The sequence below is a fragment of the Pseudomonas fluorescens genome (genome assembly GCF_001307275.1).
Taxonomy (GTDB): Bacteria; Pseudomonadota; Gammaproteobacteria; order Pseudomonadales; family Pseudomonadaceae; genus Aquipseudomonas; species Aquipseudomonas fluorescens_AA.
Genome location: NZ_CP012831.1, coordinates 6,771,245 through 6,786,924, shown reverse-complemented (window position 1 = coordinate 6,786,924; position 15,680 = coordinate 6,771,245). Strand labels below are relative to the sequence as shown.

Sequence of the window (15,680 nt, the reverse complement as noted above, 5' to 3'; positions counted from 1 at the left end):
CCGTCGCCCCGAAGGTTCAAGCCCTGGCCGCGTACCGGAGCCTGGATTTCACCCCTGTCATGCAGTGCGACCGCCGAGCACTTCAGCCACCCAGTCGGCGATGTACTGGCCGGCATTGATACTGTTGTCGAAACTCGAATGCTGCACGCCACCCTCACGTTCGGTGAAGACTTTCAGCTCGCGCTTCGGACTGTTGACCAACTGCTCGTAGGTGCGGTGTGCCCATTTCAGTGGAATCTGCGAATCCTTTTCACCGTGGGTGACCAGAAAAGGCACCTTGATGCGATCCAGAATACCGTCCAGATGGACATTCTCGGCAATGGCCATGAACTCGTCGGTGTCCTTGGCGCCCCAGACCCAAGCCACGTGCGACCAGTAATGCGGCACCGGGAAGCTGCCTTCTTTCTCCAGGCGGCGTTTCTGTACATCGCGCCAGTCGTGGTTGGCGCCCCACACCACACCGCACGCGAAGCGTGGCTCGAAGGCGACCGCGCGCGGACAGTAATAGCCGCCAAGCGACACACCTTCCAGGCCAATGCGTTTGGCGTCGACATCGTCGCGGGTCTCCAGCCAATCCACCACACGACTGGCCCAGTGCTCGCTGTCAAAACGCGCCGTCAGGTGATGCAGGCGCAGCGCCTCGCCCGTGCCGGGCTGGTCGATGATCAATGACGACACGCCACGTTTGGCCAGCCAGGCGGGCAGGCCGACGCGGTATTTCATTTCTTTGGTGGAATCCAGTCCATTGACCTGCACCAGAATCGGCGCTGGGCCGCTGACGCCTTCGGCACGGACCAGCAGACCGGATATGTGTTTGCCTTCGTAAGGGATTTCAACGCGCTCGCAGTTTTCTCGTGCCAGCTCGATGCCGCGTTGGAAGGTGTGCAGAAAGCGTTGGTACAGCTGCGTACGGCCAGGGGCACCATGGGCCTGCAGGCGTTCGCAGCTCAGGTAGTAGGTGGCGGCGCGGTTGTATTTTTCACCGGCAGACAACATTCGACCCTTGCCTTCGTCTTCTTCTGCCAGGCCGCACAGCTTGTCGGCCATGTTCGCCCAGGTCTCACGAAAGGCTTTGCTGCCGGCGGCGTCCGGTTGCTTGGCGGCCTCTTGCAGCGGCGCGCACATTTCCTCGATTTCGCCGATGCGGGCGCCCATTTCAATGGCCAGGTCGACGGAAAGATTCCACACGTAGTTGGTCGGGAAGTAGCGAAACATGATGGTGATTGTCCTTGTGCAAGCAAAGGCAGGCGGCCAGGTCCGGGCGGAGATCGCCAGCCCTGGCGGTTCGAAGCAGGCTAAGGGGAGGACCATTGTTTGGCCAATCGCGAGTCGGGATGGGAGGTATTGCGAACGGAGATAGAGCGTATGTGCGCCGTCGACCCAGGAGGTTTTTCCTCTCCGATCAAGCCGCGAATCCGGATACCTACCATCGTACTTTGCGATTGCTCATAACGCAGGATGCGATTGGTGTCATTGGGGGACGACTCACTAGAGTTGGCGCTGCACCGCGCCGTTGGTTGGCGCCTCGGGCGTACAAAACAACAAGAACAAGGTATTGGCAGATGAGTGAGTCCCATTGCGGCACAACGATCAGCCCGGGCGCCAAGGGCAGGCTGTTTTTCCACGACCGTGCGAGGAGTCGGGCATGCTCGTACTGAATCGCGTGCTCGCGAATCTGTCGGTGGGGGCCAAGCTGTCGCTGGGGTTCGGCCTGGTGCTGCTGGTGACTCTGGGGGTAGCGCTCACGGCTTTTCGTTCCCTGGGTGTGCTGCAGCAGCGCGGTGAGCAATCGCGTCAGGAGTCATCGATCCAGGCACTGATCCTGCGTGCGCGTATCGCCGAGAAGGCATTTGCCCTGGATCTCGCTCCGCAGCGCCTGGACCAGGTCCGCGAGACGATCGGCAAACTGAATCAACAACTCGATGATGATCCGGCCAACAGCGCAGCGCGCGCCAGCGTACGCACGGCCGTCAGCGCCTATCTGGAGCAGTTCCTCGGCTATGCCGATTCGTTGCGCCGGGCTCGCGAAGCGCGATTGCGCATGCAGGCACTGGCGCAGACCGCTGGTGACAGTTTTACCCTGCTGTTTCTCGACCAACTGGATGCGCTTAACACTCGGTTGGGGCAGGGGGCGCCACCGAGCAGCGAGCAGATGGTGTTGCTCGAACAGACGGTCGCGTTGCGGGACAAGCTCGCCAAGCTGCGTGACAGCGAGCTGTACTACTCGCTCGATGGCGAGGAGCGTTACCGCAGCGACTGGGAAATGAGCATGAGTGACCTGCTCGCCGCCATGCAGGCGCTGGATCTTGGCGAGCAGCAAAGTGAGTCGCTGCAGGAGGCGAGCAGGGCCTTGGGCGACTATCGCAAGGCCTTCGTCGAGTTCGTCGACAGCCGCAAGCAAAGCGCGCAAAGCAGCGCGGCGATGAACGCACAGACCGACCAGGTGAGCAGGTTGCTGGCCGAGGCCGATGAACAGCAAAGGCAGGCGGTGCTGGACGATAACCGCGATGCCGATCGCCACTTGGGGTTGATCACTGTTTTGGCACTGGCCTTGGGCATGGGTGCCAGTCTGCTGATTCGCCAGTTGATTGTGCAGCCACTGCGCCAGGCCGTGCAGTTGGTCCAACGCGTGGCTGCGGGGGACTTGAGTGATCCGCCGTCAGGCAGTGGTCGTCGAGATGAGCTGGGCCAACTGTTGGGCACCGTGGGCAGCATGCTGGGCAGCCTGCGTGGATTGGTCGGGCGCATCGACCTTGGTGTCGGCTCGCTCAACGGCATGGCCGGCAGCCTGGCTGAAGTGACCCTGAGCAACAGTCGCGGTGTCGAACACCAACGCCAGGAAACCGAGTTGGCCGCCACCGCGATGCAACAGATGGCCGCCACGGCGCAGGAGGTCGCCCGCAACGCGGGTGAGGCCAGCGAAGCGGTGGCGCATGCCGATCAACAAGCGCGCGAGGGCGATGAGTTGGTGCGCCAGGCGGGTGGCAAGATCGACCATCTGGCCAGGGAAATGAGTGGCTGCGCGCAAGCCATGCGCAACCTGCTGGTGGAGAGCGCGGCGATTGGTGGCGTGCTCGATGTCATCAAGGCGGTGGCCGAGCAGACCAACCTGCTGGCGCTGAATGCCGCCATCGAGGCCGCGCGGGCGGGCGAGCAGGGGCGTGGCTTCGCGGTGGTTGCCGATGAGGTGCGTGGCCTGGCACGGCGCACTCAGCGTTCGACCACGGAAATCGAAGGGTTGATCGTTCGTTTGAGCGGTGTGGCCCAACAGGCCGCCGAGCGCTTGCAAGGCAGTCATGCGCTAAGCGATGAAACGGTAGTGCTTGCCGCGCAAGCTTCCCAGGCGCTGGCGCGGATCACCCGGGCGGTGTCCCGCATCGAGCAGATGAACCAGCAGATCGCCGCGGCCGCCGAGCAGCAGAGCGTGGTGGCCGAGCAAGTCAGCCAGAGCATGACGCGGGTGCGCGAAGTGGCGGAGGGTAGCGCCAGGGAAAGCCTGCAACTGCAAGTCTCAACGAACGACTTGCAACGGGTTGGCGGCGAGCTCAAGACGGCCGTCGGGCACTTCCGTACCTGACTCGTCTCCAGGCTACGGCAGCAACTACTGCTCCAGCTCGTTGATGATCTGACTGATTTTCGCCCGCAGCCAACGGTGCATCGGATCCCCCTCCATGGTCCGGTGCCAGAGCATGAACTCACGCATCACCGGGATTTTCACCGGTGGTTGCAGGATGCGCAGCGGCAGGTAGTTGGCGTAGAGCCTGGCCATGCGCTGGAGCATGGTGGCGACGCGTTGAGTGCCGACGATCAACTGCGGGAGGGTGTTGAAGTCGTGGGTCACCACTTCCATGCGACGGGTGAAACCGTACTGGCTCATCAGCCATTCTTCGACGCTCAACTGCCGGTTGCGGCCAAAAATCACGGAGACATGGCCCATCTCGATGTATTGATCGAGGGTGATGCTGTCGCCCACTTGGGTGTTGCCGTCCCACACCACGCAAACGTGCTCTTCTTCGAATAGCAGCTGCGATGGATGGCCTTCGATGAGATAGCGCTCAGGCACGATCATCATGTCGGCCTCGCCGCGCATCAGCATTTCGGTGGACGTGTCGCCGGGGCCGAGCAGTTCGAAGGTGATGTGCGGGGCTTCCAGGGAGATCTTCTGGATCACCCGGGCAAACAGGACGCTGATCAGATAGTCCGAAGTGATCAGGCGAAAATGACGCTTGCTGGTGGCGGGGTCGAACACCGGTTTGGCGGTGATCGAGGACTGGATCGTCAGCAGCACCTGGCGCACGGGTGCCGCCAGTTCGCGGGCGTAGGGCGTGGGCTGCATCTTGCGCCCGACCTGTGCCAGCAGTTCGTCTTCGAAGTAGAGGCGCAGCCTGCCCAGCACGCCGCTGGTGGCGGATTGGGTCATGTGCAGGCGTTCGGCGGCGCGGGTGATGTTCTGCTCTTCCAGTAGCACATCCAGCGCCACCAGGAGATTGAGATCCAGGTGGTTAAAGCGCATGGCGGTCTCGATTCTTGTATTTATTTTGTAAATACCTTCCGGCCTTCCTATCGCGGCGTCAAGTCCCGAGCGTGGGTGAATCGAACGATGCCTGTTCGATTTTCCAGACCCTTTGCGCTGTGCAGCCAGGTATCGCATTTGCCGATAGGTCGCATCCTGACAAGCGATTAGTCAGTGGGTTTGTACCCCTTCAGTATCGGCCCACAGTCGGTTGGCGTGACGCTTGATCGACTCCAAGACCAGCCTCGGCAGCGCTGCGCCTGGCACGGCTCCCGTAAGCGGGGTGCCGGCCTGCGCTGAATAATTACAATGGAGTGGTAACTCAATGAACATCATTGGCCTTGATGCCTTGATTTTTGGCGTCGACGACATTCAAGCCTGTACCCATTGCCTGCGTGACTATGGCCTGCATCCTGTCGATGTCGACAGCGAGGGCGGACGTTTTGAAGCGCTCGACGGTACGGCGGTGATCATCCGTCGTGCTGACGACGCCCGTCTGCCGGCAGCCATCGGGCCTGCCCCCTCGATTCGTGAAACCGTTTATGGCGTGGCAAGCGTGGCTGATCTCGAGGCCATCGCCGATGAGTTGGGGCACGATCGCCTGGTGACCCGCGGTGCCGATGGCTCCGTGCACAGCGTGGACGATATGGGGTTTGCCATTGGGTTCCAGATCAGTGTGCGGCGTCCCTACAGCGCACCAGCCGACCTGACCAATGCCCCCGGCCATGCCCCCCAGCGACCGGTCAACCAGCCGGGTATCAACCCTGATATGCAGGCCTTGCCGCGGACGCTGTCCCACGTGGTGTACTTCGTGCCGGATGCGGCCAAGGCCGAAGCTTTTTACAAGCGCCTGGGCTTCGTGACCACCGACACCTTTGTCGGTGCCGGTCCGTTCATGCGCCCGGCCGGTTCCGATGATCATCACTGCCTGTTCATGATCCAGACGCCACCGCACATGAAGGGTTGCGAGCACTTCACCTTTCACATGGGCAGCGGCACGGAGGTGCTGTTGGCCGGGCGTCGCTTCGAGCAACAAGGCTGGACCAGCTTCTGGGGGCCGGGGCGGCACCTCTTTGGCTCCAACTGGTTCTGGTACTTCAACAGTCCGTTGGGCTGCCACATCGAATACGACGCAGACATGGACAAGCACGATGACGCCTGGCAAGCGCGCCAGGCGCCGTTGTCGGCGGACAACTCGCAGTTGTTCCTGTTCACCTCCCGGGAAAAATGGTTCCCGAGCGGCCCGCCGCCCAAGCAGGCCTGAGTGCGGATGTCGTCCATGAGTCACGACACTCATGTTCTCTGTCGCCTGGATGAGTTGGTCGAAGGGCACGCACGCGGGTTCGATCCCCTGGGCACGGGGAAGGACAGTGTGTTCGCCCTGCGCCATGGCGGCGAGGTGCGGGTTTATCGCAATAGCTGCCCGCACCTGGAGGTGCGGCTGGAGTATCGCAAGGATCGTTTTCTCAGCGTCGATGGCCGCCAGATCGTCTGTTACGCCCATGGTGCCCGCTTCCTTCCGGACAGTGGCCTGTGTGTCTACGGGCCGTGTCTGGGGGAAAGCCTGAGTGCGCTGCAATGGCATGCAGAGGCCGATTGGCTGGTGCTCGAAGCCGGTCAATTGGAGGCGTGAGCACCTTAGCTAACGTATCGCGGTAGCTGATACATCGTATCCCTACATGCGATTAGTCAAACGCCTGCTTTGCCGAGAAAGTGAACACAACGCGGTAGCGAATGCGTGCAGAAACAGCCGGCAGTGCAGCCTGGGATCGCTCCGGCGGAGCGCTTGCGTGAATAACAAGAATAAGAGTGAGACGAGCATGAACGCAGTGAAAAAAGTGCTTATCGTCGGTGGTGGTATCGGTGGTCTATGCGCCGCAATCGCTCTGCGTCGCCAGGGCATCGAAGTCGATCTTGTCGAGCTCAAGACGCAGTGGACAGTCTACGGCGTTGGCATCATCCAGCAGAGTAATGTCGTCCGTGAGATGGCCAAGTTGGGTGTGCTGGACGGCTACCTGGATGCCGCCTACGCGTTCGAGGATGTGACCATCAATACCACCGCCGGTGAACAGCTGGCGCGAATCCCCGGCCAGCGCCTGGCGGGCCCCGAGTATCCAGCCAACGTCGGCATCTCGCGCCTGGCCCTGCATCAAGTCCTCAGCGAAACCGTGGCTGCCCTTGGCGTCTCGGTTCGTCTGGGCCTGAGCGTCGAATCGCTGGAGCAGGTGGGCGAGGGCGTTGATGTGCTATTCACCGATACCCGTCGTGGTCGCTACGACCTGGTCGTAGGCGCCGACGGGCTGTACTCCCAGATGCGCGGCTTGCTGTTCGGCGAGCAGTACTCGCCGCGTTTCACCGGCCAGGCGGTGTGGCGCTACAACTTTCCACGCGCCGCCGGAATCGATCATCTGGCCACCTTCCAGGGAGCCGCCGGCAATGCCGGGCTGGTACCGCTGGGCCGCGACCAGATGTACCTGTTCGTGACCTCCCATGAGCCTGCCAACCCCAGGATGGAGGCCGCCACGCTGGCGACCCAGATGCGCCAGCGCCTGAGTGGTTTCACCGGGCTGGTCGGCGAACTGCGCGAGCAAATAATCGACAGCGACCGAGTCGTCTACAAGCCGCTGGAGGTGGTGTTCGTCAGCGAGCCCTGGTTCCGCGGCCGTGTCGTGTTGATTGGCGATGCGGTGCACGCCACGACGCCGCACTTGGGCCAGGGCGCCGGCATGGCCATTGAGGATGCCGTCGTGCTTGGCGAAGAGTTGGTCGCCGGCGGCAGCGTCGCACAGCAGCTCGAACGCTTTATGGCGCGCCGTTATGAGCGCTGCAAATTCATCAGCGACAGCTCGGTGCTGGCCGGTGACAAGGAAATGGCCCACGACAGCAGCTTCGACCGGATCGGTCTGGTCAGGCGGATGCTCGACGTCACGGCGGCGCCCATCTGAGGCACCGGCAAAAACTGAATTCGCTCTCCCATGGATGCTTCATGCCTGTACAGGCTTGGCCCGGTTGGACTGCGGGCGCTGTTTCACCAGAAGAGCTGACATACAACAACAATAAAGAGGGTTACTTCGATGGCTACTCGCAAGATCGCTGCGTCACGGCGCGTCCCCTTCACCCTGACCCTTGCGGCCAGCCTGGGGCTTGGCGCCTCGGCTGCCCAGGCTTTTCAGATCGATACCGGCAATCCCGATCTCAGCTTGCGCTGGGACAACACGCTGAAGTACAGCGCCGCCTGGCGCCTGAAGGACCCCAGCAGCAAACTCAGCGAGGGCCAGACGGCGCTGAACCAGAATGACGGCGATCACAACTTCGGCAAGGGGCTGATCTCCAATCGCCTGGATATTCTTTCCGAACTGGATATCGGTTTTCACAACTTCGGGGCCCGTCTCAGCGGTGCGGCCTGGTACGACACCGTCTACCAGGACCGTAACGACAACAACGATGCGGCCAGTGCCAACCAGCGCTCGGTGGGCTTCGACGAATTCACCAGCGACACCCGCCAGTTGCACGGCGGTGACGGTGAACTGCTGGATGCCTTTGTCTACTGGAACGGTGAGCTGGCCGACCGTACCTTGTCGGTTCGCGCGGGGCGCCATGGCCTGATCTGGGGCGAGAGCCTGTTCTTCGGCGGCAACGGCATTGCCGGGGCCATGGCGCCGGTGGACGTGGTCAAGGCGCAATCGGTGCCCAACACCCAATTCAAGGAAATCACCCGGCCGGTCAACCAGCTCTCGACCGCCTACCAACTGACCGATGACGTGTCATTGGGGGCCTTCTACCAGTTGGAGTGGGAAGCCACTCGCTTGCCGGGCGCCGGCAGCTACTTCTCCACCAGCGATACCATCGGCGACGGCAATGAACGGCTGATCACTGGCGGGCCGTTTCCGGATTTTCTTGGCGGTAATGCCAACAGCCCGGCCGCGTTTTTCCATGGCAAGGACAAGAAAGCCAGGAGTTCCGGCCAGGGCGGCCTGCAGCTCAAGTACAACACCGGGACGATGGATTACGGCCTCTACGCGCTGCAATATCACGAGAAAACGCCGACGTTGTATTTGAAACCGAATGCCACCGGGCCGAACTTCAGTACCGGGCAAGTCGGCGAATATTCCTGGGTCTACCCGGAAGATATCCGTGTCCTGGGCGCCAGTTTCGCGACCTCCGTGGACGAGTACAGCTTTGCCGGCGAGGCATCGATGCGCTGGAACATGCCGCTGGTGTCCAACGCCCAGACCGTCCTGCCGGGCGTCGAGGCGGACAACAACGATGACGCCCTCTATGCCGTCGGCCGTACGGCCCACGTCAACCTCAACGTCCTGGCATCGCTGGGCCCTTCCTTCGTCGCCAATGAAGCCAGCCTGTTAGGGGAAATCGCCTGGAACCGCCTGCTCGCCGTGACCAGGAACCGCGCCGCCCTGGACCCTAACGCCACCGATGACGGCCTGGGCTTGAAGTTGGTGTACACACCCACCTATCGCCAGTTCTTCCCGGGCGTGGACATCAGCGTGCCGCTGGGCATCAGCTATTTCCCCATGGGCAAGTCGGCTGTGATCAGCGGGTTCGGCCCCGACAGAGGAGGGGACATGAACATCGGCGTCTCCGCCACCTACCTGGACCAAGTGACCGTGGGGCTGACCTACACCCACTTCTACGGTCCCGAGGACACCAGCCTCAACGCCGCCAACCAGTTCAATTACAAGCAGTCGCTGAAGGACCGGGATTACCTGGCTTTCTCCGTCAAGACCACGTTCTAAGAGGATTTGCGCATGACCATTCAGTTCACTCTAAAGGCCTTGTGCTTAACCCTGCTGGCCGCCGCCGCGCCGATGACCTTGGCCGCCAGCGCTGAACAAGCGGCCGCGCTGGGCAAGACCCTGACACCCTTCGGTGCCGAGAAAGCCGGCAATGCCGATGGCAGCATCCCGGCCTGGGACGGTGGCTACACCAAGGTCGATCCGAGCTACGTCCCGGGTGGTAAGCGGGGTGATCCGTTTGCCGCGGACAAACCCTTGTACAGCATCACCAGCCAGAACCTGGCCAAGTACGCCGACAAGCTCAGTGACGGCACCAAGGAGCTGTTCAAGCGCTTCCCGGAGACCTATCGCATCGACGTCTATCCGACCCGGCGCACGGCGGCCGCGCCGCAGTGGGTCTATGACAACACGCTCAAGAATGCGACCCGCGCCAAACTGGTCAATAGCAGCGCCGGCCTGATCCCCGACGGTGCCTATGGCGGGATCCCGTTTCCGATTCCCCAGAACGGTACCGAAGCCATCTGGAACCACCTGCTGAACTGGCGCGGTACCTCGGTCGCGGCGCATTTTCGCCACTATCTGATGACGGCCGACGGCAACCAGGTGATGACGAGCGACGGCCTGTTGACTCAGGAAATGCCCTACTACTTCGAGGAGGGCGGTCCTGAAAACTACTCGGGTGACTACTGGCTGGTGCACTTTGTCAATCTTGGCCCGGCGATTCGTGCCGGCGAGCAGATCCTGGGGCGCGAGAACATCAATGGCGACAAATCCCAGGCCCATGTCTATCTGAGCGGCCAGCGTCGGGTGCGCACGCTGCCCAACGCCTGCTGCGATACACCGACGCCGTCCACCGCCGGGGTCATGTCCTTCGACGAGCTGAGCGTATGGGGCGGTCGCACGGATCGGTTCGACTGGAAACTGGTGGGCAAGCAGGAGATGTACGTCCCCTACAACACCAACAAGGCGCAGAACGCTGCACAGCCGCAGGACCTGCTAGGCAAGCATCATCTGAACCCGGATTACGTGCGCTGGGAGCTACACCGCGTCTGGGTGGTCGAGTCGACGCTGGCCGCCGGCAAGCGTCACCAGTTGCCCAAGGGCCGTTACTACCTCGACGAGGACACTTGGCAGGCCCTGCTCGGTGACCGTTGGGATGCCAGCGGTCAACTGGCCAAGACCCTCTGGTCGCTGCCTTCCGTATTGCCCGACCTGCCAGGCCTGGTGCAACTGTCTGCCGGTTTTTATGACCTGACCTCCGGCGCGTGGTTTATCCAGAACCTCTACGCCGGCTTGCCGGAACAGTATCACGCGGTTGATCGCTACAAGGCTTCGGAGTTCTCGCCGGCGGCGATGGCGGGGCGCGGCGTGCGTTAACTGAGCTGAGAGTCAAGGACATGCCTGTCGGCGTGTCCTTGGGGTACGAGTGTTTGTCCGAGGTAGGTTATGAACAGAATCAGTCAGGCGGGCGCTTTGCTCTTGGCCCTGTATTTGCCCTTCGCCGCGAGCGTGTGCCTGGCCGGGCCGGTTGCGGTGGGCGTGCCGCTCGATACCCCGGCCATGCGGGTACCGGCTGCGCAGAATGGCGTATTGATCGACCTGGCGCGTGCCGGCACGCGTCTGGTGGCCGTGGGCGAGCGCGGCCTGGTGCTGTTCTCCGACGACAATGGGCAAAGCTGGCATCAGGCTTCGGTACCGGTTTCGGTCAGCCTGACGGCGGTGCGCTTCGTGGATGCGCAAAAGGGGTGGGCTGTCGGCCACGCGGGTGTGGTGCTGGCGACGCTGGATGGTGGTGAACACTGGACGCTGCAGCTCGACGGTGCGCGCGTGGCACAGCTGGAGCTGGACGCCGCCAGGGCGGACCAGGCCACGGCTGCCGACCTGGATGCCGCCCAGGTACGGGTACAAAATGCCGAGCGTCTTGTCGCCGATGGTCCAGACAAACCGTTCCTGGCGCTGGAATTCGTCGATGCGCGCCGCGGGTTGATCGTCGGTGCCTACGGTTTGGCGCTGCTGACCACCGATGGTGGCGCCACCTGGCAGTCGCTGATGGGGCATGTCGCCAACCCGAACGGCTTGCACTTGTACGCCATCAGTCGTCAGGGCACACGTTGGTTCCTGGCTGGCGAACAGGGTTACCTGGCGCGCTCGGACGACGACGCGGCGTCGTTCAGCCAGTTGGACAGCCCCTACGAAGGCAGTTTCTTCACCTTGCAGAATCGCGCGGATGGCGCGCTGGTGGTCGCAGGTCTCAAGGGCAATGCCTTTATCTCCCACGACGCTGGTGCCAGTTTCCAGCGTCTGTCGGTACCCGTACCCATCTCTTTCAACGACGCCACCCGCCTGGCCGACGGCCAACTGCTGCTGGTCAATCAGGGCGGCACGTTGTTTCGCAACAGCGAGCAGACCGGGGCGGCGCTTCTGCCACTGGGCAACCCCTTGGGCAAGCCTGTTTCAAGTGTGATCGAGGCCGCCGATGGCAGCCTGATCGTTGCCGGTTTCACCGGGCTGCAGCGTCTTGCGCAGCCAGCCACTGCCGCTTCGGAGTGAGGTTATGACGTCCCCTGGTAATTTTTCCCAGTCCCCTGCGAATGCGTTCGAAGACTTCGATCCGCGTTCCGGTTCGGTGCTCGAGCGAGCCCTGTTCAACCATCGCTTGTGGGTGTTGCTGCTGTGCCTGGCGACCACGCTGGTGCTGGGTTGGCAATCCAGTCGTGTCGAGCTCAATGCCAGTTTCGAAAAAATGATCCCCACCCATCAGCCCTATATCGCCAACTACCTTGAGCACCAAAAGGAACTGAGCGGGCTGGGTAATGCAGTGCGCATCGCGGTGGTCAACAAGCGGGGCGATATCTACGACAGCACCTACCTCAAGACCCTGCAGGCGTTGAGCGACAAGATCTACCTGCTGCCCGGTGTCGACCGTGCATACATGAAATCGCTCTGGACACCGGCCACGCGCTGGGTGGCGGTGACCGAGGCGGGCCTGGAGGGTGGGCCGGTCATTCCGGATAACTACGATGGCGGCGCCGCGAGCCTTGCAGCATTGCGGCGCAATGTGCAGCTGTCCAACGAAATCGGCCAATTGGTGGCGCTCGACCAGACCTCGAGCATCATCCAGGTACCGCTGTTGCAGCGGACCCCCGATGGCCGGCCATTGGACTACACCCAGCTGTCGCAACAACTGGAGTCGTTGCGCAGCCAATACCAGAGCGACGGCATCGACATTCGCATCACCGGTTTCGCCAAGAAAGTCGGTGACCTGATCGCCGGCCTGCAGCAGATCCTGATCTTCTTCGCCGTGGCGATCCTGATCACCACGGTTGTGCTGTATTGGTACACCCGCTGCATACGCAGCACCTTGCTGGTGGTGTTCTGCTCATTGGTGGCGGTGGTCTGGCAGCTCGGCCTGCTGCCGCTACTGAATTATCAACTGGACCCCTATTCGGTGTTGGTGCCGTTCCTGGTGTTTGCCATTGGCATGAGCCATGGCGCACAGAAGATGAACGGCATCATGCAGGACATCGGGCGCGGCATGCACCGGGTGGTCGCCGCGCGCTTCACTTTCCGTCGCCTGTTCCTTGCCGGTCTCACCGCGCTGCTGTGCGATGCGGTCGGCTTCGCGGTGCTGATGATCATCAAGATTCAGGTGATCCAGGACCTGGCGATGATCGCCAGTATCGGCGTGGCTGTGCTGATCTTCACCAACTTGATCTTGCTACCCATATTGCTTTCCTACGTTGGGGTCAGCGGCCGCGCGGCGCGACTGAGCCTGAAAAGCGAGCATGCCGAACAAGCGGGCCAGCATCGCCATGGGTTCTGGCGTTTCCTGGATCTGTTCACTCAGCGCCGCTGGGCGGCGTTGTGCATCGCCCTGAGCTTGGCGCTGGCGACGCTCGGCTTCGTGGTCAGCCTGCAATTGAAAGTCGGGGATCTGGATGCGGGCGCGCCCGAGCTGCGGGCCGACTCGCGCTACAACCAGGATGATGCATTCCTCACCCGGCATTACGGCGCCAGCAGCGATCTGTTCGCGGTCATGATCAAGACCCCCGCCAGCGCCTGTTCGCGCTATGACATCCTGAACAAGGTCGATGCCCTCGACTGGCAGTTGCGCACCTTGCCGGGTGTCGATTCGACCAACTCCCTGGCGTTGCTCAACCGCCGCATGCTGGTGGGCCTCAGCGAAGGCAGCCCGAAGTGGTATGAGCTGCAGAACAACCAGGCGATGCTCAACATGGTCACCGCCGGCGCGCCGCGCGGCCTGTACAACGAAGACTGCAGCCTGCTGACGCTGTACGTCTACCTCTCCGACCACAAGGCGCAAACCCTGAGCCGCCTGGTCGATCACGTCGAGCAATTCGCCGCGGCGAACAATACCGACGATGTCCAGTTCCTCCTGGCCGCTGGCAATGCCGGGATCGAGGCAGCGACCAACATTGTCGTCAAGCAGGCCAACCGCGAAATGCTGTTCTGGGTCTACGGCGCGGTGATCCTGCTGTGCCTGATCACCTTCCGCTCCTGGCGCGCCACGATTTGTGCGGTGATCCCGCTGATGCTCACGTCGATCCTCTGTGAGGCGCTGATGGTCTGGCTGAACATCGGCGTCAAGGTCGCGACCCTGCCGGTGATCGCCCTCGGCGTGGGCATCGGCGTCGACTACGCGTTGTACGTGATGAGCATCCTGCTCGGTCATATGCGACAGGGCACAAGCCTGTCGCAGGCGTATTACCGGGCACTGCTGTCCACCGGCAAGGTGGTGATGCTGACCGGTGTGACCCTGGCGATCGGCGTGGCCACCTGGATGTTTTCGCCGATCAAGTTCCAGGCCGACATGGGCGTGCTGCTGGCTTTCATGTTCGTCTGGAACATGGTCGGCGCGCTGGTTCTGTTGCCGGCCCTGGCTCACTTCCTGTTGCCGAGCAAACGGGTGAGCACGGGGCAAGCCGAGGCTAAGCCCAACCATTCGACGAGCCTGCCGCTGATGCCTGCCGCAGCCGAGGAGGGGGCCTGCGCGAAGCACTCACTGCGCCTGCCGTCGGGACACGATCAAACGACCACGGCGGCTGCTAATTCCGTCGCGTCATAACAACAAGAAAGGACTTTCCCATGCCTCGTGTGTATCTGTTCCAGCAGTCTCTATGGCTTGACCTTATCGCCGGCCTGAGCGCCTTCGGCATGGCGTTCTGCGCGACCCAACCAGCGGAGGTGCGTGATGAACGTTGAACGTCAGGCGCGGCTGCCGCAATCCTTGTTGCTCTTGCTCGGCAGTTGTCTGCCGGTACTTGGCGCGGTGCTGCTGGCGCCCATCCTGCCGCGTATGCAGGAGCACTTCGCCGACACGCCGGGTGTGGCGGTGCTGGTGCCCATTGCCCTGACGCTACCGGCGTTGATGATTGCGTTGTTGGCCCCCGTGGCCGGGATCATCGCCGACCGACTGGGGCGCAAACCGTTGCTGATCGGTGCGATGGTGCTCTACACCGTCTGTGGCGTGCTGCCGCTCTGGCTGGAGTCGCTGCAGGTCATCGTGATCAGCCGCGCCGGCATCGGTGTGGCCGAGGCGGCGATCATGACCTGCTGCACCACGATGATGGGTGACTACTACAGCGGTGCACGGCGTGAACGCATGTTCGCCCTGCAGATGGTTGCGACCTCGTTGTCGGCGGCGATTTTCATTGCCGTCGGTGGCGTGCTCGGCGAGCACGGCTGGCGCACCCCGTTTGCCCTGTATGGGTTGGGGCTGCTGTTCCTGCCGCTGATGGCTTGGTTGCTGTGGGAGCCGCGTGGGCAGGTTGTCACTGCGACGACGATGAGCCGGGCATTCCCCTGGCGTCCCCTGGCACCGTTGTATGCCCTGGCATTCCTGGCCGGCTTGAGCTTGTTCATCGTGCCGGTACAAGTGGGCTATCTGCTCAACCTGCTGCATGTCGAAGGGTCGCAGCAGATCGGCATGACCATGGGCGCCAGTCAGTTCGGCGTACTGGTCGGCGCTCTGGGTTTCCGATTGTTCCGTGGTGTCCCGGCGCACCGGCAGATGCTCCTGGCCTTTGTCGCGGCCGGTATCGGTGGCGGGCTGCTGGCGGTGGCCGGCAGTCATGGGCTGGTGGTGATCGCCGTCCTGATCAACGGCCTGGGCATCGGCCTGATGATGCCGACCCTGCTCACCTGGATCATGGCCCAGGTCGATTTCCAGCAGCGTGGCCGCGCCGCCGGCGGCTTCACGGCGATGTTCTTCGCCGGTGAGTTCGCCAGCCCGCTGGTGGTGCTGGCGATCACGGGTGGGGTGATCAGCGCTTTGCCGGCCGCCCTGGGAATCGTCGCGGGCGTTCAACTGTTGGTGGCCTTGGCCTGCATTCGTTTGCGGGGCAGCGGGTCTGCTTTTCCCACAGCGGTTGCCGCAGACCCTGAGCGCTGAC

The 15,680-nt window shown here is 62.4% G+C and carries 11 protein-coding genes and 1 pseudogene; 10 read left to right on the top strand and 2 right to left on the bottom strand.

The window, feature by feature from the left end:
* Positions 1-57: 57 nt before the first annotated feature.
* A complete protein-coding gene (locus tag AO356_RS29205; protein ID WP_060742810.1) occupies positions 58-1,215 on the bottom strand; it encodes an alpha/beta hydrolase family protein in 1,158 nt (385 codons plus the stop codon).
* 430 nt (positions 1,216-1,645) lie between these two features.
* On the opposite strand from AO356_RS29205, the pseudogene AO356_RS33530 reads away from it, so the two are divergent.
* Positions 1,646-2,671: pseudogene (locus AO356_RS33530) on the top strand (methyl-accepting chemotaxis protein); the annotation flags it as partial.
* Positions 2,672-2,713: 42 nt separating this feature from the next.
* Positions 2,714-3,577 carry a methyl-accepting chemotaxis protein gene (locus tag AO356_RS33525; RefSeq protein ID WP_409077844.1) on the top strand — a complete coding sequence of 288 codons (864 nt, stop codon included), beginning with the start codon at positions 2,714-2,716 and terminating at the stop codon, positions 3,575-3,577.
* A gap of 24 nt (positions 3,578-3,601) precedes the next feature.
* Here the strand turns inward: AO356_RS33525 and AO356_RS29195 are convergent, their stop codons facing one another.
* Complete coding sequence (locus tag AO356_RS29195; RefSeq protein ID WP_053178948.1) at positions 3,602-4,513, bottom strand: LysR family transcriptional regulator; 912 nt, start codon at positions 4,511-4,513, stop codon at positions 3,602-3,604.
* A gap of 325 nt (positions 4,514-4,838) precedes the next feature.
* Here AO356_RS29195 and AO356_RS29190 point away from each other — a divergent pair, with 325 nt between their 5' ends.
* The 8 genes from AO356_RS29190 to AO356_RS29155 all read left to right on the top strand — a co-directional run bounded on the left by AO356_RS29190 (position 4,839) and on the right by AO356_RS29155 (position 15,679).
* Entirely contained in the window at positions 4,839-5,777 is a 939-nt protein-coding gene (locus AO356_RS29190) for a VOC family protein (RefSeq protein ID WP_060742808.1), read from the top strand.
* Positions 5,778-5,792: 15 nt separating this feature from the next.
* Positions 5,793-6,146: a Rieske (2Fe-2S) protein gene (locus AO356_RS29185; RefSeq protein WP_060743237.1), complete on the top strand. Its 354-nt coding sequence runs from the start codon at positions 5,793-5,795 to the stop codon at positions 6,144-6,146.
* Between the two features lie 187 nt (positions 6,147-6,333).
* The gene (locus AO356_RS29180) at positions 6,334-7,458 is read left to right on the top strand and encodes an FAD-dependent oxidoreductase (protein ID WP_060742807.1); all 1,125 of its coding nucleotides are present in this window, start codon (positions 6,334-6,336) and stop codon (positions 7,456-7,458) included.
* A gap of 129 nt (positions 7,459-7,587) precedes the next feature.
* Positions 7,588-9,267, top strand: coding sequence for a DUF1302 domain-containing protein (locus tag AO356_RS29175; protein WP_060742806.1), 1,680 nt, complete (start codon positions 7,588-7,590; stop codon positions 9,265-9,267).
* A gap of 12 nt (positions 9,268-9,279) precedes the next feature.
* The gene (locus tag AO356_RS29170; RefSeq protein WP_060742805.1) at positions 9,280-10,644 is read left to right on the top strand and encodes a DUF1329 domain-containing protein; all 1,365 of its coding nucleotides are present in this window, start codon (positions 9,280-9,282) and stop codon (positions 10,642-10,644) included.
* A 69-nt stretch (positions 10,645-10,713) separates the two neighbouring features.
* Complete coding sequence (locus tag AO356_RS29165; protein ID WP_060742804.1) at positions 10,714-11,817, top strand: WD40/YVTN/BNR-like repeat-containing protein; 1,104 nt, start codon at positions 10,714-10,716, stop codon at positions 11,815-11,817.
* A gap of 4 nt (positions 11,818-11,821) precedes the next feature.
* A complete protein-coding gene (locus tag AO356_RS29160; RefSeq protein WP_060742803.1) occupies positions 11,822-14,353 on the top strand; it encodes an efflux RND transporter permease subunit in 2,532 nt (843 codons plus the stop codon).
* 126 nt (positions 14,354-14,479) lie between these two features.
* The gene (locus tag AO356_RS29155) at positions 14,480-15,679 is read left to right on the top strand and encodes an MFS transporter (RefSeq protein WP_060742802.1); all 1,200 of its coding nucleotides are present in this window, start codon (positions 14,480-14,482) and stop codon (positions 15,677-15,679) included.
* Position 15,680: the final 1 nt, after the last annotated feature.